The organism is Streptomyces sp. NPDC058401 (assembly GCF_042722885.1).
Taxonomy (GTDB): Bacteria; Actinomycetota; Actinomycetes; order Streptomycetales; family Streptomycetaceae; genus Streptomyces.
Genome location: NZ_JBHXKA010000055.1, coordinates 26,144 through 52,657 on the forward strand (window position 1 = coordinate 26,144; position 26,514 = coordinate 52,657).

Annotated in this window: 23 protein-coding genes; 14 read left to right on the forward strand and 9 right to left on the reverse strand. The window is 73.7% G+C overall.

The annotated features are described in order from the left end of the window. Entirely contained in the window at nucleotides 1–852 is an 852-nt protein-coding gene (locus ACFWNV_RS21110; RefSeq protein ID WP_383949106.1) for a LysR substrate-binding domain-containing protein, read from the reverse strand. A gap of 80 nt (nucleotides 853–932) precedes the next feature. Here ACFWNV_RS21110 and ACFWNV_RS21115 point away from each other — a divergent pair, with 80 nt between their 5' ends. Further along, nucleotides 933–1,295: a DoxX family protein gene (locus ACFWNV_RS21115; protein ID WP_383949109.1), complete on the forward strand. Its 363-nt coding sequence runs from the start codon at nucleotides 933–935 to the stop codon at nucleotides 1,293–1,295. A 7-nt stretch (nucleotides 1,296–1,302) separates the two neighbouring features. On the opposite strand, the gene ACFWNV_RS21120 is transcribed toward ACFWNV_RS21115, so the two are convergent. After that, the gene (locus tag ACFWNV_RS21120; RefSeq protein WP_383949111.1) at nucleotides 1,303–2,163 is read right to left on the reverse strand and encodes a helix-turn-helix domain-containing protein; all 861 of its coding nucleotides are present in this window, start codon (nucleotides 2,161–2,163) and stop codon (nucleotides 1,303–1,305) included. Nucleotides 2,164–2,360: 197 nt separating this feature from the next. Between ACFWNV_RS21120 and ACFWNV_RS21125 the strand changes: the two genes are divergently transcribed. From ACFWNV_RS21125 to ACFWNV_RS21135, 3 genes are all read left to right on the forward strand, one after another. Beyond that, nucleotides 2,361–2,558, forward strand: a complete 198-nt coding sequence (locus tag ACFWNV_RS21125) for a hypothetical protein (RefSeq protein WP_383949114.1) — start codon at nucleotides 2,361–2,363, stop codon at nucleotides 2,556–2,558. Then, complete coding sequence (locus tag ACFWNV_RS21130; RefSeq protein WP_383949117.1) at nucleotides 2,555–2,764, forward strand: hypothetical protein; 210 nt, start codon at nucleotides 2,555–2,557, stop codon at nucleotides 2,762–2,764. Before ACFWNV_RS21125 ends, ACFWNV_RS21130 begins: the two co-directional genes overlap by 4 nt. A 185-nt stretch (nucleotides 2,765–2,949) precedes the next feature. Further along, nucleotides 2,950–4,206, forward strand: coding sequence for a cytochrome P450 (locus ACFWNV_RS21135; protein WP_383949120.1), 1,257 nt, complete (start codon nucleotides 2,950–2,952; stop codon nucleotides 4,204–4,206). A gap of 37 nt (nucleotides 4,207–4,243) precedes the next feature. Here ACFWNV_RS21135 and ACFWNV_RS21140 read toward each other — a convergent pair whose 3' ends face one another. Further along, entirely contained in the window at nucleotides 4,244–5,083 is an 840-nt protein-coding gene (locus ACFWNV_RS21140) for an SDR family oxidoreductase (protein WP_383949122.1), read from the reverse strand. Between the two features lie 179 nt (nucleotides 5,084–5,262). Between ACFWNV_RS21140 and ACFWNV_RS21145 the strand changes: the two genes are divergently transcribed. From ACFWNV_RS21145 to ACFWNV_RS21155, 3 genes are read left to right on the forward strand one after another with little or no spacing between them, the layout of a single operon-like run. Next, entirely contained in the window at nucleotides 5,263–6,171 is a 909-nt protein-coding gene (locus tag ACFWNV_RS21145) for an oxygenase MpaB family protein (protein ID WP_383949125.1), read from the forward strand. A gap of 27 nt (nucleotides 6,172–6,198) precedes the next feature. Next, nucleotides 6,199–8,343 carry a tetratricopeptide repeat protein gene (locus tag ACFWNV_RS21150; RefSeq protein WP_383949127.1) on the forward strand — a complete coding sequence of 715 codons (2,145 nt, stop codon included), beginning with the start codon at nucleotides 6,199–6,201 and terminating at the stop codon, nucleotides 8,341–8,343. Further along, nucleotides 8,340–9,920 (forward strand): phytoene desaturase family protein, encoded by a 1,581-nt coding sequence (locus ACFWNV_RS21155; RefSeq protein ID WP_383949130.1) that lies wholly within the window; start codon nucleotides 8,340–8,342, stop codon nucleotides 9,918–9,920. Before ACFWNV_RS21150 ends, ACFWNV_RS21155 begins: the two co-directional genes overlap by 4 nt. Nucleotides 9,921–9,964: 44 nt before the next feature. Here ACFWNV_RS21155 and ACFWNV_RS21160 read toward each other — a convergent pair whose 3' ends face one another. Both ACFWNV_RS21160 and ACFWNV_RS21165 read right to left on the reverse strand, forming a co-directional pair. Further along, entirely contained in the window at nucleotides 9,965–10,408 is a 444-nt protein-coding gene (locus ACFWNV_RS21160) for a nitroreductase family deazaflavin-dependent oxidoreductase (protein ID WP_383949133.1), read from the reverse strand. Nucleotides 10,409–10,494: 86 nt separating this feature from the next. Continuing rightward, nucleotides 10,495–11,649, reverse strand: a complete 1,155-nt coding sequence (locus tag ACFWNV_RS21165; protein WP_383949135.1) for an FAD-dependent monooxygenase — start codon at nucleotides 11,647–11,649, stop codon at nucleotides 10,495–10,497. Nucleotides 11,650–11,731: 82 nt separating this feature from the next. On the opposite strand from ACFWNV_RS21165, the gene ACFWNV_RS21170 reads away from it, so the two are divergent. Continuing rightward, a complete protein-coding gene (locus tag ACFWNV_RS21170; protein WP_383949138.1) occupies nucleotides 11,732–12,331 on the forward strand; it encodes a TetR/AcrR family transcriptional regulator in 600 nt (199 codons plus the stop codon). A 69-nt stretch (nucleotides 12,332–12,400) separates the two neighbouring features. Here ACFWNV_RS21170 and ACFWNV_RS21175 read toward each other — a convergent pair whose 3' ends face one another. Beyond that, nucleotides 12,401–14,368: a serine hydrolase gene (locus tag ACFWNV_RS21175; RefSeq protein ID WP_383949141.1), complete on the reverse strand. Its 1,968-nt coding sequence runs from the start codon at nucleotides 14,366–14,368 to the stop codon at nucleotides 12,401–12,403. Nucleotides 14,369–14,513: 145 nt separating this feature from the next. Here ACFWNV_RS21175 and ACFWNV_RS21180 point away from each other — a divergent pair, with 145 nt between their 5' ends. From ACFWNV_RS21180 to ACFWNV_RS21190, 3 genes are all read left to right on the forward strand, one after another. Then, nucleotides 14,514–15,620 (forward strand): nitronate monooxygenase, encoded by a 1,107-nt coding sequence (locus tag ACFWNV_RS21180; RefSeq protein ID WP_383949144.1) that lies wholly within the window; start codon nucleotides 14,514–14,516, stop codon nucleotides 15,618–15,620. A gap of 20 nt (nucleotides 15,621–15,640) precedes the next feature. Next, a complete protein-coding gene (locus tag ACFWNV_RS21185; RefSeq protein WP_383949147.1) occupies nucleotides 15,641–17,194 on the forward strand; it encodes an acyl-CoA synthetase in 1,554 nt (517 codons plus the stop codon). A gap of 136 nt (nucleotides 17,195–17,330) precedes the next feature. Then, on the forward strand, nucleotides 17,331–18,470 hold the full coding sequence (locus ACFWNV_RS21190) for a calcium:proton antiporter (RefSeq protein WP_383949150.1): 1,140 nt from the start codon (nucleotides 17,331–17,333) through the stop codon (nucleotides 18,468–18,470). 57 nt (nucleotides 18,471–18,527) lie between these two features. Here ACFWNV_RS21190 and ACFWNV_RS21195 read toward each other — a convergent pair whose 3' ends face one another. Then, nucleotides 18,528–20,981, reverse strand: a complete 2,454-nt coding sequence (locus tag ACFWNV_RS21195; RefSeq protein ID WP_383949153.1) for a penicillin acylase family protein — start codon at nucleotides 20,979–20,981, stop codon at nucleotides 18,528–18,530. Between the two features lie 191 nt (nucleotides 20,982–21,172). Between ACFWNV_RS21195 and ACFWNV_RS21200 the strand changes: the two genes are divergently transcribed. Further along, nucleotides 21,173–22,729: a fatty acyl-CoA synthetase gene (locus ACFWNV_RS21200; RefSeq protein WP_383949156.1), complete on the forward strand. Its 1,557-nt coding sequence runs from the start codon at nucleotides 21,173–21,175 to the stop codon at nucleotides 22,727–22,729. Between the two features lie 27 nt (nucleotides 22,730–22,756). After that, nucleotides 22,757–23,179 (forward strand): ankyrin repeat domain-containing protein, encoded by a 423-nt coding sequence (locus ACFWNV_RS21205; RefSeq protein ID WP_383949159.1) that lies wholly within the window; start codon nucleotides 22,757–22,759, stop codon nucleotides 23,177–23,179. Nucleotides 23,180–23,206: 27 nt separating this feature from the next. Here ACFWNV_RS21205 and ACFWNV_RS21210 read toward each other — a convergent pair whose 3' ends face one another. Then, complete coding sequence (locus tag ACFWNV_RS21210) at nucleotides 23,207–24,037, reverse strand: YhjD/YihY/BrkB family envelope integrity protein (protein ID WP_383949161.1); 831 nt, start codon at nucleotides 24,035–24,037, stop codon at nucleotides 23,207–23,209. A gap of 83 nt (nucleotides 24,038–24,120) precedes the next feature. Next, the gene (gene paaK / locus ACFWNV_RS21215) at nucleotides 24,121–25,440 is read right to left on the reverse strand and encodes a phenylacetate--CoA ligase PaaK (protein WP_383949164.1); all 1,320 of its coding nucleotides are present in this window, start codon (nucleotides 25,438–25,440) and stop codon (nucleotides 24,121–24,123) included. 123 nt (nucleotides 25,441–25,563) lie between these two features. Here paaK and ACFWNV_RS21220 point away from each other — a divergent pair, with 123 nt between their 5' ends. Next, nucleotides 25,564–26,454, forward strand: coding sequence for an alpha/beta fold hydrolase (locus ACFWNV_RS21220; protein ID WP_383949167.1), 891 nt, complete (start codon nucleotides 25,564–25,566; stop codon nucleotides 26,452–26,454). Nucleotides 26,455–26,514 lie beyond the last annotated feature (60 nt).

Sequence of the window (26,514 nt, forward strand, 5' to 3'; positions counted from 1 at the left end):
TCAGTCGCGGTACGCGGTGGTGGCGGTCCGGACGAACGAGCGGATCAGAGGGTTCGTGTCGCCCTCCTTCCACGCGACCACGACCCGGCTCGGCGGCATGTCGGTCAGCGGTACCACGGTGAGGCCCTCTCCGGGCCGGTGGGCCAGGATCGTCATGCCGACCGTGCCGTTCCAGAGAACCGCCTGCCGGCACTCCTGGACGGCGCGCACCACCGGACCCCGGCGGGGCTCGCCGCCGTTCCAGTAGCTCTGCCAGAGCGGATCGGTTCCCTCCGGGAACCGGAACCAGTGGCGGTCGGCCAGGTCGGCCAGGGTCAGGCTGCCGCGGCGGGCCAGGGGATCATCGGCGCGCAGCAGCGCCCCCACCGGGTCGGCGCGCACCACGTGCACGGACAGGCCGGTCTCGTCGAACGGCGCGCGGGTCAGCGCCACGTCCACCCGTCCGGCGTGCAGCCCGCAGGTGGGATCGGTCAGGTCGGTCTCCCGGACGCGGACCTCGACGTGCGGGTGCAGCCGCCGGTAGTCGTCGGCCAGCCGCGCCGCGGCCGGGTCCGTGCTGTCGCCCAGTACGCCGACGGTCAGCATCGCGGTACCGGCCGCCGCGGCCACGCGCCCGCGCACCCGGTCGGCCCGGCCGAGCAGGTCACGGGCCTCGTCCAGCAGCACCGCCCCCACAGGGGTGAGCGCGACACCGGCGGAGGACCGGTCGAACAGCACGGCGCCGAACTCGGTTTCCAGGTGCTTGATCGCCCGGCTCAGCGGCGGCTGGCTCATGTGCAGCCGGGCGGCGGCCCGGCCGAAGTGGAGCTCCTCGGCCACCGCCACGAAATAGCGCAGCGTGCGTAGTTCCATGACCTCACGATACCCGTGGGGTATCGAGCTCACGGAACGGGTCTTGGACAGCGGGGCGCCCCCGGCGGTGGACTCGACGCATGAAGAACGCGTACTGGATCCTCGCCGGCCTGCTCGCCCTGTTCTACCTCTACGGGGGCGGAGTGAAGGTGGTGCGCAGCCGTGAGCAGCTCCTGCCGATGATGGCCTGGGTGGACAGCACCCCGATGCCGGCCGTCCGGGCCATCGGCGTGATCGAAGTGCTCGGCGCGATCGGGCTGGTCCTGCCGCCGCTGACCGGCACCGCGCCCTGGCTCGCCCTGGCCGCGGCGATCGGGTTCGCCGTCCTGCAGATCGCCGCGACCGCCGTCCACCTGCGCCGCGGGGACCGGCAGATCGCCCTCAACGCCGGGCTCTTCCTCGCGGCGGTCGTGACCGCCTGGACGGCCACGGCCCTGCTGTGAGGGCGGGTCAGCCCCGGCCGTTGGCGAGGTAGGCGGAGAGCGGGGGGAGGGCGGCCCAGAGCTGGTCGAAGTAGGCCGAGAAGTAGTTCATGAAGACGGGATCCTCCACCCGGAAACCGTTCAGGCGCTGGCGCGGACCGCCGGAGAAGGCAAGGAAGACGACGCTGTCGTCGATCAGCGCCATGTTCAGGCCGTCGGCGGCGGCCGGCCAGCGCAGCACGTTCGCCTCGTAGTTGAGGATGTGCCGACTGTCCTCGTGGTGTCCGCGGGCCCAGGCGAGCATGTCCGGGTCCGCGATCCCGTCGTGCTCCGGCATGCCGATGATCCGCCGCACGCTCCGCTCGTCCTCGCTGCTCGCCTCCGCCCAGTCCAGGACGGCCCGGAAGTACTCCGCCGAGGCCGGGGTCGTGTACTGGCTGGGCGGATAGCGGCGCGTGTACGTCACCCGGATCTCGGACCGGGCCTTGAGCACGCAGGCGCGCGCAGCCTCGTAGAACTCGCGGTTGTCCCGGTACCAGTGCGCGGCCAGCAGGGCGCCCCCCACCGCGTCGGGGGCCAGGGGCGAGACCTCCGGGTCCTGGTCCGGCTCCGCGGCCCGGTCCTTCTTGCGCTCCTCGATCGCGCGCGATGCCCGCAGCCAGCGCTCGTGCCAGCCGGCCGGGTCGCCGCCGCACGCCTTGACCAGACCCGAGGCGCTTTCCCAGGAGGGGAAGCGGTGGCCGTTCAGGAAGGCGGACACCGTGCTCCGGGCGCACCCCACCGCGCGGGCCAGCGCCTCCTCCGTCGGCTTCCTGGGGGCCGAGCGGCGCAGCTCGCGCAGTTCGGCGGCGAAGGCGAGCTGCTCCGGGTGCTTCGGCCGGTCGGTCATGTGTCAACTCCCGAGGGTGACGCGAAACGCTACTGAGGGACCGTCATTGTCCGTTGGTGTCACGGAAGTTCACCAGTCGGCGGGTGGCATTGGCGCGGTTTGTCGGTGAAAGCCCGTGGCCATTGCCGGGGTGCGGAGCCGCTCGCACACTCGGAACAGGCCGTGGAGTCGGCGGACGCGGAGCAGAGGAGACGGACGTGCTGATGGAACTGAAGATCGATCTGAGGCGCCTGAGCGTGGCCTTCCTGGCCGTTCTGGTGCTGGGCGTCGTCCTGGTGACCTCGCCGGTCGCGCAGGAGCAGCTGTGGCTGGTGCTGCCGGCCCTGGCGGGTCTCGCGGGCCTGGGAGCGGGCTCGGGCTCGGGCATGGGCTCGGGCACGGGCGGGAGGCGGTGAGCCGGGAGGCAGTGGTGAGCCGGGCGGCGGACCTGTCCGCGCCCGTGTGCCCCGAGTGCGGGGCGCAGGGCCCGTGGATCAGCGACCGCGTACGCGCGGACGACTGTTCCACGGGCACGGTGGACGTGGTGACCGACGAGTGTCCCGGCTGCGGCGCCCGCTTCGTACGCCGCTTCGTGCGCCGTTTCGAGCGACCGGGCGGGTGAACGCGAGCCGGGGCGGCCAAGACCGCCCCGGCCCGCGGCACTTCAAGGCCTGGCGGCCTCGGACGGTGTGCGGTTTCCTGGAAGGCGTACGCACAGAGCGTTGTGGCAGCACGACCGGTTCCCCGCACCGACGGGGGCCGTGGCACCTCAGGACAGCCGCCAGGCCGAGCCGATGGGGGAACACCATGACCGCCGCGCACGAGATCCCGGACATCCTCTCGCAGGAGTTCGCGGAGAATCCCTATCCGGTCTACCGGGCCCTGCGGGAGGAGGCGCCGCTCTTCTGGCACAAGGGGACGCAGAGTTGGCTGCTCTCGCGCTACGAGGACGTCTCGCGGGCATTCAAGGACAAGGAGGGGCTCTTCACCACGGACAACTACGCGTGGCAGGCCGAGCCCGTGCACGGCAGGACCCTCATCCAGATGAGCGGCCGCGAACACGCGTCGCGCCGCGCCCTGGTCGCCCCGGCCTTCCGCGGCAACGCGCTCCGGGACCAGGTCGTCCCGATCATCGAGCGCAACGCCCGCGAACTGATCGCCGCCTTCCGCGACTCCGGGTCCGTCGACCTGGTGAGCGGGTTCGCCTCCCTCTTCCCCATCTCGGTCATCGCCGACATGTTCGGACTGGACCGCTCCGGTCAGCAGGCCCTCGGCGGCTGGTACCGGGCCTTCGTGGCGTTCACCGGCAATCTGTCCGGGGACCCGGAACAGGCGGCCGAAGGCGCGCGCGCCCAGGCCGAGTTCGCCGCCTACATGCTGCCGGTCATCAGGAACCGGCGGGAGAACCTCGGGGACGACCTGCTGTCCGCGCTCTGCACGGCGGAGGTCGACGGGGTCAGCATGAGCGACGAGGACATCAAGGCCTTCTGCAGCCTCCTCCTCACGGCCGGCGCCGAAACCACCGACAAGGCCGTGGCGGGCCTCTTCGCGAACCTCCTGGCCAACCCCGACCAGCTCGCCGCCGTACGGCGCGACCGCGGACTGATCGACCGTGCCTTCGCGGAGACCCTGCGGCACACCCCGCCGGTCCAGATGATCATGCGGCAGACCGCCGCCGACGTGACCGTGAGCGGCGGCACCATCCCGGCCGGATCCACCGTGACCTGCCTGATCGGCGCGGCCAACCGTGACCCCGGCCGCTACAAGGACCCCGACGCCTTCGACCTCTTCCGCGACGACCTGACGGCGACCAACGCCTTCTCGGCTGCCGCGGACCACCTGGCGTTCGCGCTCGGACGGCACTTCTGCGTCGGTGCGCTGCTGGCCAAGACCGAGGTGGAGATCGCCGTCGACCAGCTCCTCGACGCGATGCCCGGCCTGCGGCCGGCGGCCGGGTACGACCCGGCCGCCGAGGGCGTCTTCACCCGCGGACCGAAGTCCCTGCGCGTGGAATTCACACCGGCACCGGCAGCGGCATCCGCGTCGGCACCGGCCGCCGGCTGAGAAGCCGCCGCACCCGGCTCCGGCACACCGCCGGAGCTCAGACCTGGCCCGCCCCGCCGTCCACGCAGAGTTCGATCCCGGTGATGAAGCTGCTCTCCCGCGAGGCGAGGAACAGGGCCGCCGCGGCCACCTCCTCGGGGCGTCCGGCCCGGCCGAGCGGGACCCCGGCCGTCGCCCGTTCGCGTACCTCGGCGGGGGCGCCGGCCAGGGCCGGGGTGTCGATCGGGCCGGGGCTGAGGGTGTTGACCCGGATCGCGCGCCCCGCGAGCTCCAGGGCAAGGCTGCGCGCGAGGGACCGTACGGCCGCCTTCGTGGCGGCGTACACCCCGTACCGCGTGGACGCCGAGGAACCGGCGACCGAGCCCAGCAGGACGACCGAGGCGCCGTCGCGGAGCAGCGGCAGGGCCCGTTGGACGGTGAAGAAGGCGCCCCGGAAATTGAGGTCCGAGGTGGCGTCGAACTGCTCCTCGGTGAACTCGGCGAAGCCGCCGGGCGGGCCGCCGCCCGCGTTCACCACCAGCACGTCGATCGCCTCGCAGCCCGCGGCGGCGACGGCAGCGTAGAGCCGGTCCAGGTCCGCGACGTCGGCGGCGTCACCGCGGACGGCCACGGCCCCCGGGCCGAGCTCGCGGACCGCCGCGGCCAGTTCCGCCGGCCGCCTGCCGGTGACGAAGACCCGGGCGCCCTCCGCCACGAAGCGCCGGGCCGTCGCCAGACCGATGCCGGCCGAACCGCCGGTGACGACGGCGACCTGCCCTTCGAGCTGTCCCGCACTTTCCGTGGACCCCGTACGTCCCGTGGCCCCCGTACGTGCCGTGGATCCCGCACTCTCCGTGGATCCGGTAGATCCCGTACGTCCCGTGCTTCCCGTACGCATGACCGTGCCTCCGCGTCCCGAGGGGAGGCGGGTGCGGTCCGCCGACGGGAAAGCCTAGTGTGGCGCACGTGCGTGCGGGCGGCTGTTCGGTGGAATGCTGGAAGGGCCCATCAGGTCCAGAACGAGGCCCGCCCGGCCGGCCCGGCGTACCGGGGCGGGCGACGGGGGAGGAGCCGGACATGGACGAGAACGCACGCCCCGATCCGGGGCTCTACGGCCCCGGCTCCGTGACCTGGCAGTGCCACGGCGACCCGGTCATGTGGATCGCCGGGGTCCGCGCGCTCTACCTCCAGGCCCTGCACCCGCGCGCGGTCCGCGGGGTCATGGAGAACAGCTCCGCCTTCAGCGGGGAGAACGGCGGGGGCGACGCCTGGGGGCGCCTGCTGCGCACCGCCGACTTCGTCGGCACCGTCACCTACGGCACCACCGAGGCCGCCGAGCGGGCCGGAGCCCGCGTCCGCAAGATCCACACCATGCTGTCGGCGACGGATCCGGCCACCGGCACCCGGTTCCGCGTGGACGAACCCGAGCTGCTGCTCTGGATCCACTGCGCCCAGATCGACAGCTTCCTGCACGTCCTGCGCCGCTCCGGGGTCCCGCTCACCCCCGCCCAGGCGGACCGCTACGTGGCCGAAAACCGCGTCAACGCGCGCCTCGTCGGCCTCGACCCGTCCGGGGTACCGGGAGACACCGCGTCCCTCGCCGCCTACTTCGAGCGGATCCGCCCCGAACTCGCCGCCGGACCCGACGCCCGCGCCGTCGATGCCTTCCTGTGCGCCCCGCCCATCCACCCCCTCCTCGTCCCTGGCCGAAACCTGGCGTGGCGCCCGCTCGCCGCCCTCGCCTACGGATCCCTCCCGGGCTGGGCGCACCAGCTGTACGGCCGCCCCGCACCGGCCCCGCGCAGCGTTACCCGCCGCCTGCGCCTCACCGGTACCCTGCTGCGCAGCATTCCCGCAGGTCTGCGCTGGCAGCTGCCTCCAGGTCACATCTTGAAAGCGATGCGCCGCATGGGCCCCGGGAGCCGCCCCGCGCCGTACACACTGCGTACATCAGCGGCCATACTGGACCGGCCGGGGAGGGCGTAGCACGACACACGGGGGCGACTTCAAGACATGGCGGAGTCCAGACTGATCCACGGCCGGTACCGGTCGCTCGATCTCATCGGCCGCGGCGGCATGGGCGAGGTGTGGCGGGCCCGCGACGAGTCGCTGGGCCGGCAGGTCGCCGTCAAATGCCTCAAGCCCATCGGGCCCGAGCAGGACACCCACTTCACCCAGGTGCTGCGCGAGCGGTTCCGCCGCGAGGCGCGCGTCGCCGCCTCCCTCCAGCACCGCGGCGTCACCGTCGTCCACGACTTCGGCGACGACAGCGCGGCCGGCGGTCCCCTCTACCTCGTCATGGAGCTCCTCGAAGGCCGCAATCTCAGCCAGCTCCTGGAGGACAACGACGCGCGCCCGCTCCCCGTGGACGTGGTCGTCGACATCGCCGAGCAGATGGCGGCCGCCCTCGGCTACACCCACGACCAGGGCGTGGTCCACCGCGACCTGAAGCCCGCCAACATCATGCGGCTCACCGACGGCACGGTGAAGATCTGCGACTTCGGCATCGCCCGGCTGGCCGCCGACATCGGTTTCACCGCCAAGCTCACCGGCGGCGGCATGGCCATGGGCACCCCGCACTACATGTCGCCCGAGCAGATCGCGGGCGGCGAGGTGGACCACCGCAGCGACCTCTACTCCCTCGGCTGCGTCCTGTACGAGATCGCCACCGGAGCCCCGCCCTTCGACCTCGGCGACTCCTGGTCCGTACTGGTCGGCCACCGCGACACCGCGCCCGTGCCGCTGCGCGAGCACCGCCCCGAACTGCCCGCCTCCTTCGAGCGGCTGGTGCTCGACCTGCTCGCCAAGTGCCCGGAGGACCGGCCGGGCGACGCCCGCCACCTGCACCGGCAGCTCGTCGAGGCCCGGCTCGGCCCCGGGGCGGCGACCGGAGCGCACCCGCCGCTGCCCGCGTGGGCCGGCGGGATGACCGCCGGACGCCGGGCGGGCCTCGAGGCCCGCCCCGCTAGCGGGGAGTGGGCCGTGCTCACCGGGTCCTGGACCGCCGCCCGCACGAGCGGGGAGCAGCGGACGGCCGCCGGGGCCGCCTCCGGCACCGTTCCCCCGCCTGCGCATACTTCCGCCTCCGCGTCCGCCGCCGCACCCGCGCCGACCGTCCTACGCCCCCGTCCGGCCGAGGACCCCCGGCTCACCGCCGCCTACGGGTTCCCGCACGGCCCCCGCCCCGCCCCCACGAGCCCGGCCGCGCTCGACGCCGGCCATACGCGGGCCTTCGCCCTCAGCCGGGCCGGCCGAACCGAAGAGGCCCTCGCCGGGTACGCGGCCGTCGCCGAAGGACGCGCCCGGGTGCTCGGAGCCGACCACCCGGACACCCTGGCCGCGCGGCAGGAGGCGGCGTACGAGACGGGCCTGCTCGGCCGCCACCAGGAGGCGTACGAGGGCTACCGCGCGGTGCTCGCCGCCCGGGAGCGGACCGTGGGCCGGATCCACCCCGACGCACTGCGCTGCCGGCACAACCTGGCCTGCGCGCTGGGCGCCCTCGGCCGCTTCGCCGAGGCCCACGCCGCCGCCGCCGAGGTGGCCGCCGACCGGGCGGCCGTCCTGGGTGCGGAGCACGCGGACACGCTGCTGACCCGGTACGAGGTGGCGTACGCGCTGGGCCGCCTGGAACGCTGGGAGGAAGCCCTGGAGGCCTTCCGGCACATCGCCGCCGTACGGGAGCGGGTGCTCGGCCGCGACCACCCCGACACCCTGGCCGCGCGCTACGAGGCCGGGATCGCGCTCGGCCGGACCGGGCGCTCGGCCGAGGCCCTGGACCTGTTCCGGGACCTGGTCCGCGACCGCACCCGCGCCTACGGGGCCGCCGACCCGGAGACCCTGCGGGCCCGGCACGTCCTCGGGGTGAACCTCGGGCGCCTGGAGCGCTGGGAGGAAGCGGTCGCCGAAGCCCGGGAGGTGGGCGAGGCACGGGCCCGCACCCTCGGCGCCGAACACCCCGACACCCTGGTCAGCCGCCGCGAACTCGCCGTCGGGCTCGGCCGGCTGGGACGCTGGGACCAGGCGCTGCCGGTCTACCGGGACCTCTCCGGCATCCGCGAACGCTCGCTCGGCGACGGCCATCCGGACACGGTCGCCGCCCACGCCGACGAGGCGCACTGTCTGGAGCGGCTGGGCCAGGTGTGTTACCAAGAGCCATGACGACCTCGCGGGGCTTCGGGCACGACGTGTACGACGCGGTGATCGTGGGCGGGGGCCACAACGGCCTCGTCGCCGCCGCCTACCTGGCCCGGGCCGGCCGATCGGTCCTGGTCCTGGAGCGGCTCGCCCGCACCGGCGGGGCCGCCGTGTCCACCCGGCCGTTCCCGGGCGTAGACGCCCGCCTCTCCCGCTACTCCTACCTCGTCTCGCTGCTCCCGGCGAAGATCGTGCGCGAGCTGGGGCTGGACTTCGCGGTGCGCAGGCGCACGGTCTCCTCGTACACCCCCGTCGAGCGCTCCGGACGCCCCGGCGGACTCCTCGTCGGCGGCGGCGAGGCGCGCACCCGGGAGTCCTTCGCGCGGCTGACCGGCTCGGACCGCGAGTACGAGAGCTGGCGCGCCTTCTACGGGACCACCGGGCGGGCCGCCGAACGGCTCTTCCCGACGCTGACCGAACCGCTGCCCACGCGCGCCGAGCTGCGGGCGCGGCTCGACGACGAGGCGGCCTGGCGGATGCTGTTCGAGGAGCCGATCGGCCGGGCCGTCGAGCGGGAGTTCGCCGACGACCTGGTGCGCGGGGTGGTCCTCACCGACGCCCTGATCGGCACCTTCGCCGACGCCCACGACCCGGGCCTGGCCCAGAACCGCTGCTTCCTCTACCACGTCATCGGCGGCGGCACCGGCGACTGGGACGTCCCCGTCGGCGGCATGGGCGCGCTCACCGACGCCCTCGCCGCCTCCGCGCTGGCCGCCGGGGCGGAGATCGCCACCGGGCACGAGGCGCTGCGCATCGACACGGACGGCACGACCGCCCCGGCCGAGGTGACCTTCCGTACGGCGACGGGCGAGGGCCGGGTCGCCGGCCGGGTGGTGCTCGTCAACGCCTCGCCGCGGACGCTGGCCGAACTCCTCGGGGAGGAACCGGCGCAGCCGGCCCCCGAGGGCGCCCAGCTCAAGGTCAACATGCTGCTGAACCGCCTGCCCCGGCTGCGGGACACCTCCGTGGACCCGCGCGAGGCCTTCGGCGGCACCTTCCACATCGCGGAGGGGTACGAGCAGCTCGCCCGGGCCCACGCGGAGGCGGCCGCCGGTGAACTGCCCTCCGTACCGCCCTCGGAGATCTACTGCCACTCGCTGACGGATCCGACGATCCTGGGCCCCGAGCTGGCGGAGCAGGGCTACCAGACCCTGACCCTCTTCGGACTGCACGCCCCGGCGCGGCTGTTCGAAAAGGACAACCAGGGGGCGCGCGAGGTGCTCCTCACGGCCACCCTCGCCCAGCTCGACACCCACCTGGCCGAACCGCTCACCGACTGCCTGGCCTTCGACGCCGACGGCCGCCCGTGCATCGAGGCCAAGACCCCGCTCGACCTGGAGCGCGAACTGCGCCTGCCCGGCGGCCACATCTTCCACCGGGACCTGTCCTGGCCGTACGCGGACTCCGCTGGGGGCGGCGGCCGGTGGGGCGTGGAGACCGCCCACCGCAACGTACTGCTGTGCGGCGCGGGGGCGGTCCGCGGCGGCGGCGTCAGCGGGGTACCCGGCCACAACGCGGCGATGGCGGTGCTGGGGCACTGACGCGCCCCGGCGCCCCGGCGCCCCGTCGGTCAACGGGGCCGGTGTCAGCCGACGGGGTCGATCACGACGATCGGGATCTCCCGGCTGGTCTTGGTCTGGTACTCGTCGTACGAGGGCCAGTGCTTCACCATCAATGGCCAGAACGCGGCGCGCTCCTCGGGCGTGGCCGTCCGCGCGACGCCCTGCGTGACCTTGGGGCCGACCTGCACCCGGACCTCGGGGTGCTCGCTGAGGTTCCGGTACCAGAGCGGGTCCGCGGGGTCGCCGCCCTTGGAGGCGACGATGAGGTAGCGCCCGTCGTCCTCGCCGTAGATGAGCGGGGTCCGCACCGGCTTCCCGGACTTGCGGCCGATGGTGGTGAGCAGCAGGGTCTGGGTGTTGTTCCAGTACTGCCCCTCGGTCCCGCCCGAACCGACGTAGAGCTTGACGTGATCAAGGGTCCAGCCCGGCTTGGGGTCGATCGGGTTGTCCCAGTCGATGTCGGTCATATGGACTCGCCTGCCTTCGTGTTGAACGGTCAACGAACCACAACAACGAGCGTGGGCGCCTCAGGGCACGGCCGGCCCCTTGCGCTCTATACCGTCTGCCCCGATCCGTCGAAGGCGAACAGGTCGTCCAGGGCGCGCCGCGTGACGCGGGCCGGGGTGGCGCGGACGGCGAGGTCGCGGGCGGCCACCGCGAGGGGGTTCCTGAGGGCGGCCACCCGGCCCGCGCGGCGGGAGCGGATGCGCAGGGCGTCGGTGCGGGCGCAACGGGATTCGCTGTAGGCGGCCAGGGCTGCCGGGACGTCGGCCCCCTCCAGGAGGTGGGCGAGGACGGCGGCGTCCTCGACGGCCTGGCATCCGCCCTGGCCGAGGTTGGGGGTCATGGCGTGCGCCGCGTCGCCGAGCCACGCGAGGCGGCCCCGATGGAACCGGGGGAGCGGGGCGGCCAGGTCGTACAGGTCGTGCTGGAGCACGGCTGCCGGGTCGATCCGTTCCAGCAGGGCGGGGACCGGGTCGTGCCAGCTGCCGTAGCGGCGCAGGAGTTCGCCGCGGACGTCGGCGGGCCGGTGGCCCTCGGGGACGACCGCGGTGGCGTAGAGGTACACGCGGCCGTCGGCGAGCGGGACGACGCCGAAGCGCTCGCCGCGGCCCCAGGTTTCGGCGGCGGCGCGCACGGGCGGTCCGCCGGCCGGGAGGACGGTCCGCCAGGCGGTCTCCCCGCTGTGGTGCAGACCGGGATGGGCCGGGAAGTACTGGTGGCGGATCGGGCTGTGGATGCCGTCGGCGGCGATGACGAGATCGGCGGTGAGGGGGCCGGCCGAGGTGCGGACGACCGGCTTGCCGTCCGGATCGTCGACGGCGCTCACCGCCGTGCCGTACCGGAGGGCGCCCTCGGGCAGCGCGGCGGCCAGGGCGGCGGTGAGGGTCGGGCGGTACACGGCGATCGGGGGCCTGCCGTACCGGGTGGTCAGCGCGGCGCCGTCGGCGCGGCTCAGCAGGCGGCCGTCGGGGCGGCGCAGGTCCATCGCGGCCGGGGCGGCGTCCCCTGTCGCGCGGGCCGCGTCGAAACCGATCGCGTCGAAGGCGCGCAGGGCGTTGGGGGCGAGGACGATGCCCGCGCCGACGGCGGACGGTCCCGCCGCGCGTTCGCAGACGGTGACCTCCCAGCCGCGACGGTGCAGGGCCACCGCCGCCGAGAGTCCGCCGATCCCCGCACCCGCGACCACCGCATGACGTCGCGTCATGGCAGGTCCTCCCTCGCTCCCCATGCCCTCTACAGGTGTAGAGTGCGGCTCGATCGCCACTCTACACCTGTAGAGTGGCGCCATGAGTTCCCCCGAGCGCGGAAGCGACCGCAGAACCCTCATCGCGGACAGCGCGATCGACCTCGTGGCCGCCGCCGGGCTGAGGGGCCTGACCCACCGGGCGGTCGACGGGGCGGCAGGGCTTCCGGCGGGCAGTACCTCGTACTACTTCCGTACGAGGACGGCGCTGATCGGCGCCTGCTACGCGCGGCTGGCCGAGCTGGACCTCGGCGACTTCGACGGGGGAGCGGTGCCCGCGCCCGCGGCGGCGGTGGACCGGGACGCCGCCGCGGCGGCGGTCGCCGCGCTGCTGTACCGCTGGCTGACCGCGGGGCGATCCCGGCAACTGGCGCGCTTCGAGCTGAGCCTGGAGGCCGCACGGAACCCGGAGCTGGCCACGGAACTCCACCGGGCCGGCCAGGGCTCGCGGGACCGGGCCGCGGCGATCCTCGCGGCACTCGGTGCGGCCCGGCCGGCCGAGTCCGCCGAACTCCTGGTCGCCTGGGCCGACGGCCTCCTCTACGACCGCCTCGCGGGCGCGCTCGCCCGCACCCGCCCGGCCCCCGACCCGGCCGAACTGACGGCCGTGGCCCGCCGGATGATCGACGCGGCCCTCGCCTAGGCCGTCTCTTTCGGATCTTGCCGGTCGAGCCCGCGGTGCCAGGCGCCGTCCCGGTGGCGCGAGCGGCCCTCAGTCCGCCGAGCGGGTCCAGCCCGTCGCCTCGATGCGGGCGGCGTCCGCGGGGCGGTCCTCGGCGAAGAGGAGGTGGGAGGGCTCCGAGACGCGCAGGACGTCGACGTAGGCCCCGCGGCCCACGTAGCGGCCCTGCGCGGTGTGGCGGAAGCGGAGGCGGACCTCGCGGCCGGCCCAGTCGGCGAGCGGGGCTTCGAGGCGGTGCCAGATGCGGCCCGACCAGCCGGAGACGGAGCCCCGCGGCCACTGTTCGGCGGCTCCGCCGGTGGTGCGGACGGTGGTGAAGGGGAGCGGCTCCCAGGCCTGCCCGTCGGCGGAGGCCTCCAGGTGCAGTACTCCCTCGCCGGGCACGGTGTCCCACCACACCGCGCAGCGCAGCCGGGCGGCGCCCGTGGCGGGGGTGAGGGGCGGGAGGGTCAGGGTGCCCGAGCCGCCGGTCTCCATGCCGGAGTACCAGGCCGGGCCGCCGTGCTTCGTCCGGACGGGGACGGCGCGCGCGAAACGGTTGCCGGTGGCGACGCGGGGCGCACTGCCGGCGCGCCATGTGCGCACGGGGTGGACGGAGTTGCCCAGGAGGATCAGGAAGGAGTCCGTGGAGGGGCCCAGGACCAGGGAGGTGCCGGTGAAGCCGGTGTGGCCGGCGGAGTGCGGGGTGGCCATGGCGCCCATGTACCAGTGCTGGTAGAGCTCGAAGCCCAGTCCGTGGTCGTCGCCGGGGAAGGCGGTGTTGTAGTCGGTGAAGAGGAGCTCGACGGAGGCGGGGCGCAGGATGCGCTTGCCGGCGTAGACCCCGCCGTCGAGGAGGGTGCGGGCGAGGATCGCCAGGTCCCAGGCGGTGCCGAAGACCCCGGCGTGGCCGGCGACGCCGCCGAGCGCGTACGCGTTCTCGTCGTGGACCTCGCCCCAGACGAGCCCGCGGTCCAGCCCGGACCAGGGCGGGCGCTGCACCTCGGTGGCGGCCGTGACCCGGCGCCAGGAGAGCGGTGGGTTGTAACGAGTGCGGTGCATCCCGAGCGGAGCGGTGATCTCGTCCTGGAGCAGGAGGTCCAGTGTGTGACCGGTGATCCGTTCCAGGAGCAGCTGGAGGGCGATGAGGTTCAGGTCGGAGTAGCGGTAGACCGTCCCCGGGGTCTCCTGGGGCCTCACCGACCACAGCAGCCTCAACTGACCGGCTCGGGTGGGCTCCTGGTAGAAGGGGGCCCAGGACCGCAGCCCCGAGGTGTGCGTGAGGAGCTGGCGTACGGTGACCGCCTCCTTGCCCCCGCCCGTGAACTCCGGCAGGTAGCGGTTCACCGGCGCCTCCAGCTCCAGGCGGCCCCGCTCCATCTGCTGCACGGCCAGCAGGGAGGTGAACAGCTTCGAGAGGGAGGCCAGGTCGAAGACCGTGTCCTCGGCCATCGCGATCCGCTGCGCCGCCGGGAACTCGCGGACCCGGTCGGTGCGGCCGTCGTAGTCGGCGTACCGGACCGCGTCGCCCATCGCCCGGTGCAGCGCCACGGTGCGGCCCCGGCCGGCGAGGACCACGGCCCCGGCGTAGTAAGGGTGTTCGGGGGAGGGGCCGAGGAAGCGCCGGGCCTCGTCCGCCACCCCTTCGAGGTGCTTCTCCAGCAGCCCGGCCTGGCGGGCGGACCCGTACCGCAGCCGCAGTCCCTGGAGCGCGCGCCGCTCGGCGGGCCCCCCGGAGGCCCCCGCGGCCCCGGGCAGCGCGGCCTGGAGCACGAGCACGCCGCCCAGCGCCAGCAGCCGCGCCCCGAGCCGCCGCCGGGAGAGCCCGCGCCCGCTGCCGGCGGCGTCGGGCTCCGTCGTGCCGGTCGTGCCGGTCGCGTCGGTCGGGATGCAGTCCGACGTACCGGTCGTGTGGGAGTCCGTCGTGCCGGAGTCCGTTGCCCCGGAGTCCGTCGTGCCGGAGCCCTTCGTGTCGCCGTTCGTGCCACCGTCGATCCCGGCTGCCCGTCGTGTCTTCATGACCGGTCCTCCCGTCCGCCACCGTGCCCTCCCGAGTATCTGCCCGCTCACGACGCGGGCCCCGCGGCGACGGGCCGGCAAAGAATCTGACGCTGCATCAGAAAACCCCTTCCCTCGGCGGCCGGGCTGCGGCATCCTGCCGCCCATGGAGACGGAGCTGAGCAGAAAACTGGGAATAGAGCACGCCATCTTCGGCTTCACGCCCTTCCCGGCCGTGGCCGCTGCCATCACCCGCGCCGGCGGGTTCGGGGTGCTCGGGGCGGTCCGCTACACCGCCCCCGACGACCTGAAGCGCGACCTCGACTGGATGCAGGAGCACACCGACGGCAAGCCCTACGGGCTCGACGTGGTCATGCCCGCGAAGAAGGCCGTCGACGGCGTCAGCGAGGCCGACATCGAGGCGATGATCCCGGCCGCGCACCGGGAGTACGTCCGCGACACCCTCGCCAAGCACCACGTACCCGAACTGCCGGACGGCGAGGCCTCCGGCTGGCGCATCACCGGCTGGATGGAGCAGGTCGCCCGCAACCAGCTCGACGTCGCCTTCGACTACCCCATCAAACTCCTGGCCAACGCCCTGGGTTCCCCGCCCGCCGACGTCATCGCGCGCGCCCACGAACACGGCGTCCTCGTCGCCGCCCTCGCCGGCAGCGCCAAGCACGCCCGCCGGCACGCCGAGGCCGGCATCGACGTCGTCGTCGCCCAGGGCTACGAGGCGGGCGGCCACACCGGAGACATCGCCACCATGGTGCTGGTGCCCGAGGTGGTCGAGGCCGTGGCCCCGCTCCCGGTGCTCGCCGCCGGCGGCATCGGCAGCGGCGAGCAGATCGCCGCCGGACTGGCCCTCGGCGCCCAGGGCGCCTGGCTCGGATCCCTCTGGCTGACCACCACCGAGGCGGACATGCACTCCCGCGCCCTCACCGAGAAGCTCCTCTCCGCCGGATCCGGCGACACCGTCCGCTCCCGCGCGCTGACCGGCAAGCCCGCCCGGCAGCTGCGCACCGAGTGGACCGACGCCTGGGACGACCCGGAGGGCCCCGGCGCACTGCCGATGCCCCTGCAGGGACTCCTCGTCGCGGAGGCCGTGTCCCGCATCCAGAAGTACGAGATCCAGCCGCTGCTCGGCACCCCCGTCGGGCAGATCGTCGGCCGGATGAACAGCGAACGCAGCGTGCAGGCCGTCTTCGACGACCTCACCAGCGGCTTCGAGCGCGCCATCGACCGCATCACCCGCATCGCCGGCCGGGCCTGAGGCTCCGAGGAGTGGACAAGATGACCGACACACCCCCCAACGGCTTCTGGGCCCAGGCCGTCGCCGACCCCGAGCGCACCGTCCTCGTCACCCCCGAGGGCGAGACCTGGTCCGCAGCCCGGCTGCACGCCGACGTCAACCGGCTCGTCCACGGCCTGCGCGCCGCCGGCCTGGAACGGGGGGACGTCTTCGCCGTCGTCCTCCCCAACAGCGTCGAGTTCCTCACGGCCTACCTGGCCGCCTCCCAGGCCGGGTTCTACCTGGTCCCGGTCAACCACCACCTCGTCGGCCCCGAGATCGCCTGGATCGTCTCCGACTCCGGAGCCAAGGTCCTCGTCGCCCACGAACGGTTCGCCGACGCCGCCACCGCCGCGGCCGACGAGGCGGGCCTGCCCGCGAGCCACCGGTACGCGGTCGGAGCGGTCGCGGGCTTCCGCTCGTACGGCGAACTGCTCGACGGGCAGCCGGACAGCGCCCCCGCCGACCGCACGCTCGGCTGGGTCATGAACTACACCTCCGGCACCACCGGCCGGCCGCGCGGCATCCGCCGTCCGCTGCCCGGCAAGCTCCCGGAGGAGACGTACCTCGGCGGCTTCCTCGGCATCTTCGGCATCCGCGCCTTCGACGACAACGTCCACCTCGTGTGCTCCCCGCTCTACCACACGGCCGTTCTGCAGTTCGCGGCCGCGGCCCTGCACATCGGGCACCCGCTCGTCCTGATGGACAAGTGGACCCCCGAGGAGATGCTGCGCCTGATCGACGGCCACGCCTGCACGCACACCCACATGGTCCCGACCCAGTTCCACCGGCTCCTCGCCCTCCCGCAGGAGACGAAGGACGCGTACGACGTCTCCTCCATGCGGCACGCCATCCACGGCGCCGCGCCCTGCCCCGACCACGTCAAGCGGGCGATGATCGACTGGTGGGGCCGGTGCGTGGAGGAGTACTACGCGGCCAGCGAGGGCGGCGGCGCCTTCGCGACGGCCGAGGACTGGCTGAAGAAGCCCGGAACCGTCGGCAAGGCCTGGCCGATCAGCGAGCTCGCCATCTTCGACGACGACGGCGAGCGGCTGCCCGCCGGGGAACTCGGCACCGTCTACATCAAGATGAACACCGGCGGCTTCAGCTACCACAAGGACGAGGGCAAGACGAAGAAGAACCGCATCGGCGACTTCTTCACCGTCGGGGACCTCGGCCTGATGGACGAGGAGGGCTACCTCTTCCTCCGCGACCGGAAGATCGACATGATCATCTCGGGCGGGGTGAACATCTACCCGGCCGAGATCGAATCGGCGCTGCTCACCCATCCGGCGGTCGCGGACGCAGCCGCCTTCGGCATCCCGCACCCCTCCTGGGGCGAGGAGGTCAAGGCGGTCATCGAACCGGCCGAGGGCTTCGCGGCGAGCGACGCCCTGGCCGCGGAGATCCTGAACCACTGCGAGCGGCAACTGGCCGGGTACAAGCGGCCCAAGACCGTGGACTTCATCGAGACGATGCCCCGCGACCCCAACGGCAAGCTGTACAAGCGCCGCCTGCGCGAGCCGTACTGGGAGGGCCACGAGCGCGCGATGTGAGGACCGGGCCGGCCCTGCGGGGCCGGCCCGTCCCTTCCGTCCGCCACGCCCGGAGTTTCGTGAGAAGTGCCACGTCAGGGGCGTGAAGGCGGCTGTTGCTCCGCACAGACGGCATAGTTCTGGCAAGTTGGCTGATATGAGTACGGCAACGCACAGATCCCCCCTGACCGACTGGACCGTCGTGGTCCCCGTGGTGGCCCTCGTCGCGCTGGCCTTCAGCTGGGGACGCGACCTGCCCACGCTCGCCGTGGCCCTGGTCGCCCTCTGCCTGGCGGGCGCCATCCTGGCGGCGGTCCACCACGCCGAGGTCGTGGCGCACCGGGTCGGCGAACCCTTCGGCTCGCTCGTGCTCGCCGTCGCGGTCACCGTCATCGAAGTGGCCCTCATCGTCACCCTGCTGGCCGACGGCGGGAGCAAGACCTCCTCCCTCGCCCGGGACACCGTCTTCGCCGCCGTCATGATCACGTGCAACGGCATCGTCGGGCTGTCCCTGCTGGTCGGGGCCCTGCGCAACCGCGTCGCCGTCTTCAACGCCGAGGGCTCCGGCGCCGCCCTGGCCACCGTCGCCACGCTCGCCGTACTCAGCCTCGTCCTGCCGACCTTCACCACCACCAAGCCCGGCCCCGAGTTCTCCACGGCCCAGCTCGCCTTCGCGGCCACCGCCTCGCTCGCCCTCTACGGCCTGTTCGTCGCCGTCCAGACGGTCCGCCACCGCGACTACTTCCTGCCCGTCGACACGAAGCGGATCCGCAAGGAGGCCGCGCAGGCGGCCGCCGCCGCGGCGGCGGGCGAGGACGACGAGCACGCCGAGCCGCCCACCGCCCGCGCCGCCCTGATCAGCCTGGGGCTGCTGCTCGTCGCGCTCGTCGCGGTCGTGGGAAACGCCAAGGCCGTCTCGCCGACCATCGAGCGCGGAGTCGCGGACCTCGGCCTGCCCTACGCCGTGGTCGGTGTGATCATCGCCCTGCTCGTGCTGGCGCCCGAGACCCTGGCCGCCGTCCGGGCGGCCCGCCGCGACCGGGTGCAGACCAGCCTCAACCTCGCCTACGGCTCGGCCATCGCGAGCATCGGCCTGACCATCCCGGCCATCGCCCTCGCCACGATCTGGCTCTCCGGGCCGCTGGTGCTCGGGCTCGAACCCGTCCACATGGTGCTGCTCGCGCTGACCGTCGTCGTCAGCGCCCTCACCATCGTCCCGGGCCGCGCCACGCTGCTCCAGGGCGGCGTGCACATCGTGCTGCTGGCCGCGTACCTCTTCCTGGCCGTCAGCCCCTGAGCACGCGAAGGCCCCGTACGACAGGCTACGCGCGCCCGTCGTACGGGGCCGCGCCGGTCAGCGCCGCTCGCGCGGCCAGACCACCTTCAGCCGCGGCGAGGTGAGGATGTCCCGCTCGCAGAACCGTGCCTTCACCCAGCGCTCCTGGGAGAAGAGCCGGGTCTGGTCGGCGGAGTACGGGGAATTCGGGTTCGAGGACTGGCCGTACGTCAGCAGCGTGCGCGCCACCGGGCAGCGGCCCCCGTCCCAGCCGACCGCCTGGATGTGGCTGGAGCCGTGCACGACCTCCGGGTACCCGCCGGCGGCCGCGTTCCACGGAGCCTCGATCTTGTTCCAGACGCCCAGGGCCTCCGTGCCGCCGCCCACCGGCAGCCGCTGCCCGCCGCGCACCACGAACTGGTGCTCGCCCAGCGGGGAGTCCGGGGCGATCCCCGCCGCCCCCAGCTCCGTCACCGTGTCGGCGAGGGCCCGCCCGATCCCGGGCGCCGCCCGGTTGAGCGTGCGGGGCGTCCGCACCGGATCGGCCGCGTCGAAGGGCACCAGCCACAGGTCCTTGGCCGCCGTGTTCGCGGTCAGCTTCCGCCAGAACCGGTCGAAGAACAGCGCACCGCTGCTCGTGACATCGGCCTTCCGGTCCCAGGCCGCCAGCACCCCGCAGGCCGCCGACACGTCCACGGCGGCCCCGTCGGACCCGGTGGCCGTCCCGCCCGGCAGGGCAGCGCAGGCCTTCGCCGCGTCGGCCGCCGCCAGATCACCGGCCGGCACCCGGTTCGCGAACTGCTGCTCCTGTAGGTCTGCCACCGTGAGCCCGCCCCGGCCGGCCATCGCCGAGACGTCCTCCAGGGCGCCCCGGGTCCGCAGGGAGCGCGGAGTCCCGACATTGCCCCAGATCCGCTCGTAGCCGGTGAGCGGCCGCTCCGCGTTGGCCAGCCAGGCGCTGTCGTTGGAGTTCTCGGCGTACGCGGCGTCGCGCAGCGTCGGCGCCCTGCCCGGGCCGAAGATCCCCGACTGGACCGCGTCCGGATCGGAACCGGGCGCGCAGTCGCCGCGCGAACCGTCCAGCACCGCCAGCCCCGAGGAGGGGTACGTGGCCCTGCCCAGCGGGGTCGAGCAGCGCGCGGCGAGCTCGTCCGTGATCCGGGGGAGCACCTGGGACTGGGTGAAGAGCGTGCCGCCCGCCGAGTCGGCGGCCACCGTGTTGACCCAGGGCAGGCCCTGGGTGCGCCGCAGGGCGTCCTGAATGCCGCCGACCGAGCGGGCCCGGCCCATCGCCAGGGCCGTGTCGGAGCCGCGCAGGTTGGCGGCGTTGGGGTCGGCCAGTGCGTAGGCGGTGGTCGTGGTCCAGGGCAGCGGCAGGCCGGCGCCGAGCCCGGAGAGGACCGGGCCGTACCGGGTCCACCACTGGGTCCGGACGACCGGGGCGCCGCCCGCGACCCGGACGCTGACGGTGCGGGTGGTCATCTTCTCCGGCTTGCCGTCGACCAGATAGGCGGTCGGATCGGCCGGATCGAGGGCCAGCTGGTGCAGGTTGACGGGGGTGCCGGTGGCCACCGTGTGGCTCCAGGCGACCTTCTCGTTGAAGCCGATGTTCACCACGGCGGTGCCGAGCAGCGAGCCGCCCGAGACGTTCAGCTCCCCCGGGATGGTCTGCTGGGACTGCCAGAACCGGCGGCCGCCCTGCCACGGATAGTGCGGGTTGCCGAGGAGCAGGCCCGAGCCGTTCGCGGTGGTGGAGCCGGCGAAGGCCACCGCGTTGGAGCCCATGTCGTAGCGCGTGGTGTCGAAGAACTCCCGGGCCGCCTCCGCGGCGGCCGCCGGATCGGGGCCCGCCGGGTCCGGGGAGCCCGGGGCGGCCGTGGCACCCGGGGGCCGCGCCGAGGTGATGCCGTCGACGGCGCGGCCCTGGCCGCCGAGGACCGAGACGGCGAGGCCGCGGGCGGCCACGTCGGTGGCGGTGACCGGGTGCACCCATCCGGCGCCCTTGCAGGCCGGGTCGGTGATCTCGTTCTGGGCCAGCCAGGCGTTGTATCCGGCGGCCCAGCCCCGCATCAGCTCCTTGACCTCCTTGCCGGGTCCGGCCGGCGCGGGCACGGCCAGCAGCTTCTCCACGGTGCCGGAATCGCGCACCCCCTTGAAGAACAGGTCGCTGGAGAGGTTCCCGGCGGCGGAGGAGAGCGAACCGTCGGGCACCGCGTCCGGGCCGAACCACCGCGACCGCTCCCCGGAGACGGTCAGGAACCCGTCGGCGAGCACGCACACCTGGTCGGCGGCCTGCGCCCAGCCGGTGCCGAACCCGAGGTGGGCGTAGTCCCGGGCCAGGATGTGCGGGATCCCGTTCTCGGTGTAGCGGATGACGGCGGACAGCCCGCCGCCGGACGGGCCGGAGCCCTGGTCCCGGGCGGCGGCCTCGGGGACCGCCGCGACGGCGGCGAGCAGTGCGGTGCCGGCGATGGCGACGGCGGTGCGGCGGAGGAGCGGGCGGGCGCGACGGCGTCCGTGGAAATGGCGCAACGTACCTCCCAAGTAGCCTGCGGACGGGCGCGATCGCCCGTGCGGATGGGTGGCGCTGGTGTGCCCCCACACTCATGCAGGCCACCTGACGTCATGTCAACGTGCCGTTTGGTATCCCGATGTGTTCCGGCCGGGCCACCGCACCGCCGGGGTCATTGACCCCGGCGGTGCCCGCAGACGAAGATCCCGCCATGACCCCGGTGCGGAAGAACACGGTCGACGGACTGCTCCACGACAGCGCGCGGCGCGTCCCGGACCGGATCGCGGTCCGCTACCGCGAACGGACCTGGACCTACGCGGAACTGGACGCGGCCGTCTCCACCGGCGCGGCCGTGCTGCGCGGGCGCTACGGGCTGGCCGAGGGGGACCGGGTCGCGACCTTCGGGCACAACTCCGACGCCTACCTCCTGGCCTTCCTCGCCTGCGCGCGGGCCGGGCTCACGCACGTCCCCGTCAACCAGAACCTCACCGGGGAGGACCTCGCGCACATCCTGGAGAACTCCGGGAGCGCGCTCGTCCTGGCGGACCCGGGCCTGGCCGGGCGGGTCCCGGACGGGTTCGCCGTACGTCCGCTGCGCGACGTGCCCGGCTCCTTCCTGGCCGACCTGGCCGATCCCGCGGTGGCGGCGGTGGCGGACGGGTCCAGGGGCTTCGCTCGCTCCGGGGACCCGTCCCGGCTGGCGCAGCTGCTCTACACCTCCGGGACCACCGCCCTGCCGAAGGGGGCGATGATGACGCACGAGGCGCTCTGCCACGAGTACGAGAGCGCGATCGCGGCCCTGGACCTGGCGGAGGGCGACCTGCCGGTGCACTCCCTGCCGCTGTACCACTCGGCGCAGATGCACGTGTTCCTGCTGCCCTACCTGGCGGTGGGAGCGCGGAACACGATCGTGGACGCCCCGGTCGCGGAGGAGATCTTCGACCTGGTGGAGGCGGGGGAGGCGGACAGCCTGTTCGCGCCGCCGACGGTGTGGATCGGGCTGTCCAACCATCCGGACTTCGCGGACTTCGCGGACTTCGCGGACTTCGCCGTCCGTGACCTGTCCGCCCTGCGGAAGGCCTACTACGGGGCCTCGATCATGCCGGTGCCGGTCCTGGAGCGGCTGCGGGCGCGGCTGCCCGGACTCGGTTTCTACAACTGCTTCGGCCAGAGCGAGATCGGCCCGCTGGCCACCGTGCTGCGGCCGGAGGAGCACGAGGGGCGGATGGACTCGTGCGGCCGGCCGGTCCACCACGTGGAGGCGCGGATCGTCGACGAGGACGGGGCCGAGGTCCCGGACGGCACGGCGGGCGAGGTGGTCTACCGCTCCCCGCAGCTCTGCCTGGGCTACTGGAACGACGCGGAGGCGACGAAGAAGGCCTTCCGGGACGGCTGGTTCCGCTCCGGCGACCTGGCGGTCCGCGATCCGGAGGGGTACTTCACGGTCGTGGACCGGGTGAAGGACGTCATCAACTCGGGCGGGGTGCTGGTCGCCTCCCGGCAGGTCGAGGACGTGCTGTACACCCATCCGGGCGTGGCCGAGGCGGCGGTGGTCGGCCTGCCGGACGAGCGCTGGATCGAGGCCGTCACGGCGGTGGTGGTCCCGCGCGACGGGGTGACGGAGGCGGAACTCCTGGCCTACGCCCGCGAGAAGCTGGCCCACTTCAAGGCCCCGAAGCGGATCCTCTTCGTGGACGCGCTCCCGCGCAACGCGAGCGGCAAGATCCTCAAGCGCACCCTGCGCGACCGCTTCTCGAATCCGTCCTGAACCACCGGCCGACTACGCTCGGCCCGCATGAACCGACGACGGCAGAAGAAGCTCGCGCGGCAGCTCGTCGGCGCCGCGACGTGCGGACGCACCGCCCGGGTCCGGGCCCTCCTGGACGCCGGCGCCCAGCCGGAGACGCCCGACTCCGAGGGCACCACCCCCCTGTACGCGGCCACCGTTCAGGGAGCCCTCGGCGCGGTCCGGCACCTCCTGGCGGCCGGCGCCCGCCCGGACACCGAGAGCGGACACGGCACGGAGGGCACGCCGTTGTGCGCGGCAGCCTGCTGGGGCCACACCGACACCGTGCACGAGCTGCTCGCCCGGGGCGCGGACCCGAACCTCCGGGAGGACCGGGGCGCGGGCCGTACCCCCCTGGACCGGGCGCTGTCGGGAGGACACGCGGGAACGGCCGAGGCCCTGCGCGCGGCGGGAGCCCAGACCGCCCGCTGAGCCGCCTGCCCGCCAGACCGACCGCAGCTACGCCTCCCCGCCCTGCGCGAGCTCCGTCTCCTGGAGGCGGCGCAGTACGAGGTGCTCGTGGAAGAGGCGGCCGACGAGAGCACCGCCGTAGACCACGAAGCCCACGCCGACCAGCCAGGACTGGACGACCAGGAGCGTGCCGAAGGGGCCGTACGTCACTGCGTTGGAGGCGATCAGCGGGGAGAACACCAGCTGCGAGAAGACCCGCAGGCCGAGGAGGCCCAGGCTGGTGCACGCGGCCCCCGGGAGCAGGGCGCGCCAGCGCACCCGGCCGCCGAGGAGGATCCACTGGGAGGTCCAGAAGAACAGGCAGGTCCCGATGACATCGCCCGTGGTGCCCAGGATCGTGCCGGGCGCGTCGTCCGACGGGGCGGGAATGAGGACCAGCAACCCGAGGTAGCAGACCAGCAGGGCGAGCCAGACGACGTGCCGCCACATCGTGTGCCAGCGGGCCGTCGGCAGGTCCCAGACCTTCTCGTACCCGGTCTGCACGGCGGAGCCGAAGGTCAGGCCGAACACCGCGAGGGCGGCGAGCCCGAAGGCGGTGGTCCGCTCCAGCGCGAGGTCCGCGGCGCCGAACAGCATCTCCACCCGCTCCCGGGAGAACTCCGTCACCCCGAGGGCCTGACCGAGCCAGCGGCCGAAGCCCGAGCCACTGCCCGGCGCGGCGGCCGCGACGACGACGAGCAGCGGCACCAGGGTGAGGAAACCGAGCGCGGCGAAGCCCATGGCCCGGTGCATCAGCTCCATCTCCCGGCCACGGCTCCACGCCAGCCCGGCCGGGGAGGCCTGGAGCCGGTCATGGATCCGCCGGTAGGTCGAGGTCACGCCTCTGTCCCTACCCGGATGGGTCCGCACCTTCCCGGGAGGCCCCCCGAGTGGGCCCGAAGGGGTGGATCGGGCTCCGCGGGTCAGCCCTCCCGGAGGTCCACCAGCCGCTTGATCTTGCCGACCGACCGCTCCAGGGTCTCCGGATCCACCACCTCCACCGCGACCGAGACACCGATGCCCTCCTTGACGGCCCGCACCACCGAGGCCGCCGCGGCCTCCCGCCGATCCGGGTCGCTCCCGCGGCGCGCCTCCACCCGCACCGTCAGGGCGTCCAGCCGTCCCTGCCGGGTCAGGCGGAGCTGGAAGTGCGGAGCCAGGTCCGGGGTCCGCAGGAGCACCTCCTCGATCTGGGTGGGGTAGAGGTTCACCCCGCGCAGGATGATCATGTCGTCGCTGCGGCCGGTGATCTTCTCCATCCGGCGGAAGGCCGGCCGGACGGTGCCGGGAAGCAGCCGCGTCAGGTCCCGGGTGCGGTAGCGGATGACGGGCATCGCCTCCTTGGTGAGCGAGGTGAAGACCAGCTCCCCGGGCTCGCCCTCCGGCACCACGGCGCCCGTCAGGGGGTCGACCACCTCCGGGTAGAAGTGGTCCTCCCATATGTGCAGCCCGTCCTTGGTCTCGGCGAACTCCTGTGCGACACCCGGGCCCATCACTTCCGAGAGCCCGTATATGTCCACCGCGTCGATGTTCAGCCGTTCCTCGATCTCGCGGCGCATCTCCTCCGTCCACGGCTCGGCGCCGAAGATCCCCGTACGGAGCGAGGTGCCGCGGGGGTCGATGCCCTGGCGCTCCATCTCGTCCAGCAAGGTCAGCATGTAGGAGGGGGTCACCATGATGACCTCCGGCCGGAAGTCCTGGATCAGCCGGACCTGGCGGTCCGTCATCCCGCCCGAGGCCGGCACGACCGTACAGCCCAGGCGCTCCGCGCCGTAGTGGGCGCCCAGGCCACCGGTGAACAGTCCGTACCCGTAGGCGATGTGGACGATCTGGCCGGCTCTGCCGCCCGCCGCGCGGATCGAGCGGGCGACGACGTCCGCCCAGGTGGACAGGTCCCCGTCGGTGTAGCCCACGACGGTCGGCCGGCCCGTGGTCCCGCTGGACGCGTGGATGCGGCGGACCTCGGTGCGCGGTACGGCGAACATCCCGAAGGGGTACTGGTCGCGCAGATCCGACTTGGTGGTGAAGGGGAACAGGGCGAGATCGGAGAGGGAGCGGCAGTCGTCGGGATGCAGGCCGGCCTTGTCGAAGGCCTGCCGGTAGAAGGGCACCCGGTCGTACGCCCGGCGCAAGGTCGCCCGCAGCCGGGTCAGCTGGAGCGCCGCCAGCTCGTCCCGGTCCAGCCGCTCGCCCTCGTCCCTCGTGTCCACACCGCCGTCGTGGCCCCGCGTGTACGTACCCATGCCGCCCACCCCTTGTCCGAGTCAACCTGCCCGAATCAAACCGACCGATCATTCGGTAGATTGCCGGACCTCGGCGGCCAAATCAATTACTCGAACGGGTGATCGTCTGTTGAGATTGTGCCCATGTCGATCTCCGCGCCCTCCACCAGCACTTTTACCTTCACGACCTACGACGGAACCGAACTCGCGTACCACGTCCAGGGCGAAGGAGAGCCCCTCCTCTGCCTCCCCGGCGGTGCCATGCGGGCCTCCGCCTACCTGGGAGACCTCGGCGGACTGTCCGCCGGGCGCCGGCTGATCCTGCTCGACCTGCGGGGCACCGGGGACTCCGCGATCCCGGCCGACACCTCGACGTACCGGGTCGACCACCAGGTGGCCGACGTCGAGGCACTGCGCACCCACCTCGGCCTGGACTCCGTCGACCTGCTCGCCCACTCCGCCTCCGGCAACCTGGCCCTGCTCCACGCGGCGGCGCACCCGCAGCGCGTGCGCCGACTGGCCCTGATCACGCCGACCTGCTGGGCCGTGGACCTCGCGGAGTCCCCCGAAACCGGCCTCGCCGACGTCCGTCGCAGGGGTGGCGCCGAGCCCTACGACACGGCCATCGCGGCCTACGAGCGGGCGATCGCCGCCTTCGCCGCGGGCGGGACCCCGGAAGAGGCCGACCGGGCGGCGGCCATGCCCCTCGCCTATGGCCGCTGGGACGAGACGGCACGCGCCCACGCGGCACTGAGCCCGGTCCAGAAGAACGCCGAGGCCTCCGCCGCCTTCGCCGGCCCGGGCGCCTTCGACCCGCCCGCCACCCGGGCCGCACTCGGCCGCTGCGAGGCACAGGTGCTGGTCCTGGCCGGGGAGCTGGACTCCTACCCCTCCCCGGCCCTCGCCGCCCGGCTCGCGGAACTCTTCGCGCGCGGCGTCGTCGACGTACAGCAGGGCGGCGGGCACTTCCCGTGGCTGGACGACGCGCAGTGGTTCGCGGCCCGGGTCGAGCGGTTCCTGGCCACCGGGGCCTGAGCAGCGGAACGCGCGTACGTACGCAAACACCCGCGGGCCGGGACCCAGAGGGGTCCCGGC

Coding starts and splice junctions, on each gene's coding strand:
- paaK (WP_383949164.1), bottom strand. CDS start 25,440: ATGGGTACGTACACGCGGGGCCACGACGGCGGTGTGGACACGAGGGAC.
- ACFWNV_RS21145 (WP_383949125.1), top strand. CDS start 5,263: ATGGACGAGAACGCACGCCCCGATCCGGGGCTCTACGGCCCCGGCTCC.
- ACFWNV_RS21140 (WP_383949122.1), bottom strand. CDS start 5,083: ATGCGTACGGGAAGCACGGGACGTACGGGATCTACCGGATCCACGGAG.
- ACFWNV_RS21185 (WP_383949147.1), top strand. CDS start 15,641: ATGACCGACACACCCCCCAACGGCTTCTGGGCCCAGGCCGTCGCCGAC.
- ACFWNV_RS21120 (WP_383949111.1), bottom strand. CDS start 2,163: ATGACCGACCGGCCGAAGCACCCGGAGCAGCTCGCCTTCGCCGCCGAA.
- ACFWNV_RS21175 (WP_383949141.1), bottom strand. CDS start 14,368: ATGAAGACACGACGGGCAGCCGGGATCGACGGTGGCACGAACGGCGAC.
- ACFWNV_RS21205 (WP_383949159.1), top strand. CDS start 22,757: ATGAACCGACGACGGCAGAAGAAGCTCGCGCGGCAGCTCGTCGGCGCC.
- ACFWNV_RS21165 (WP_383949135.1), bottom strand. CDS start 11,649: ATGACGCGACGTCATGCGGTGGTCGCGGGTGCGGGGATCGGCGGACTC.
- ACFWNV_RS21170 (WP_383949138.1), top strand. CDS start 11,732: ATGAGTTCCCCCGAGCGCGGAAGCGACCGCAGAACCCTCATCGCGGAC.
- ACFWNV_RS21160 (WP_383949133.1), bottom strand. CDS start 10,408: ATGACCGACATCGACTGGGACAACCCGATCGACCCCAAGCCGGGCTGG.
- ACFWNV_RS21190 (WP_383949150.1), top strand. CDS start 17,331: ATGAGTACGGCAACGCACAGATCCCCCCTGACCGACTGGACCGTCGTG.
- ACFWNV_RS21155 (WP_383949130.1), top strand. CDS start 8,340: ATGACGACCTCGCGGGGCTTCGGGCACGACGTGTACGACGCGGTGATC.
- ACFWNV_RS21150 (WP_383949127.1), top strand. CDS start 6,199: ATGGCGGAGTCCAGACTGATCCACGGCCGGTACCGGTCGCTCGATCTC.
- ACFWNV_RS21135 (WP_383949120.1), top strand. CDS start 2,950: ATGACCGCCGCGCACGAGATCCCGGACATCCTCTCGCAGGAGTTCGCG.
- ACFWNV_RS21180 (WP_383949144.1), top strand. CDS start 14,514: ATGGAGACGGAGCTGAGCAGAAAACTGGGAATAGAGCACGCCATCTTC.
- ACFWNV_RS21110 (WP_383949106.1), bottom strand. CDS start 852: ATGGAACTACGCACGCTGCGCTATTTCGTGGCGGTGGCCGAGGAGCTC.
- ACFWNV_RS21200 (WP_383949156.1), top strand. CDS start 21,173: ATGACCCCGGTGCGGAAGAACACGGTCGACGGACTGCTCCACGACAGC.
- ACFWNV_RS21220 (WP_383949167.1), top strand. CDS start 25,564: ATGTCGATCTCCGCGCCCTCCACCAGCACTTTTACCTTCACGACCTAC.
- ACFWNV_RS21115 (WP_383949109.1), top strand. CDS start 933: ATGAAGAACGCGTACTGGATCCTCGCCGGCCTGCTCGCCCTGTTCTAC.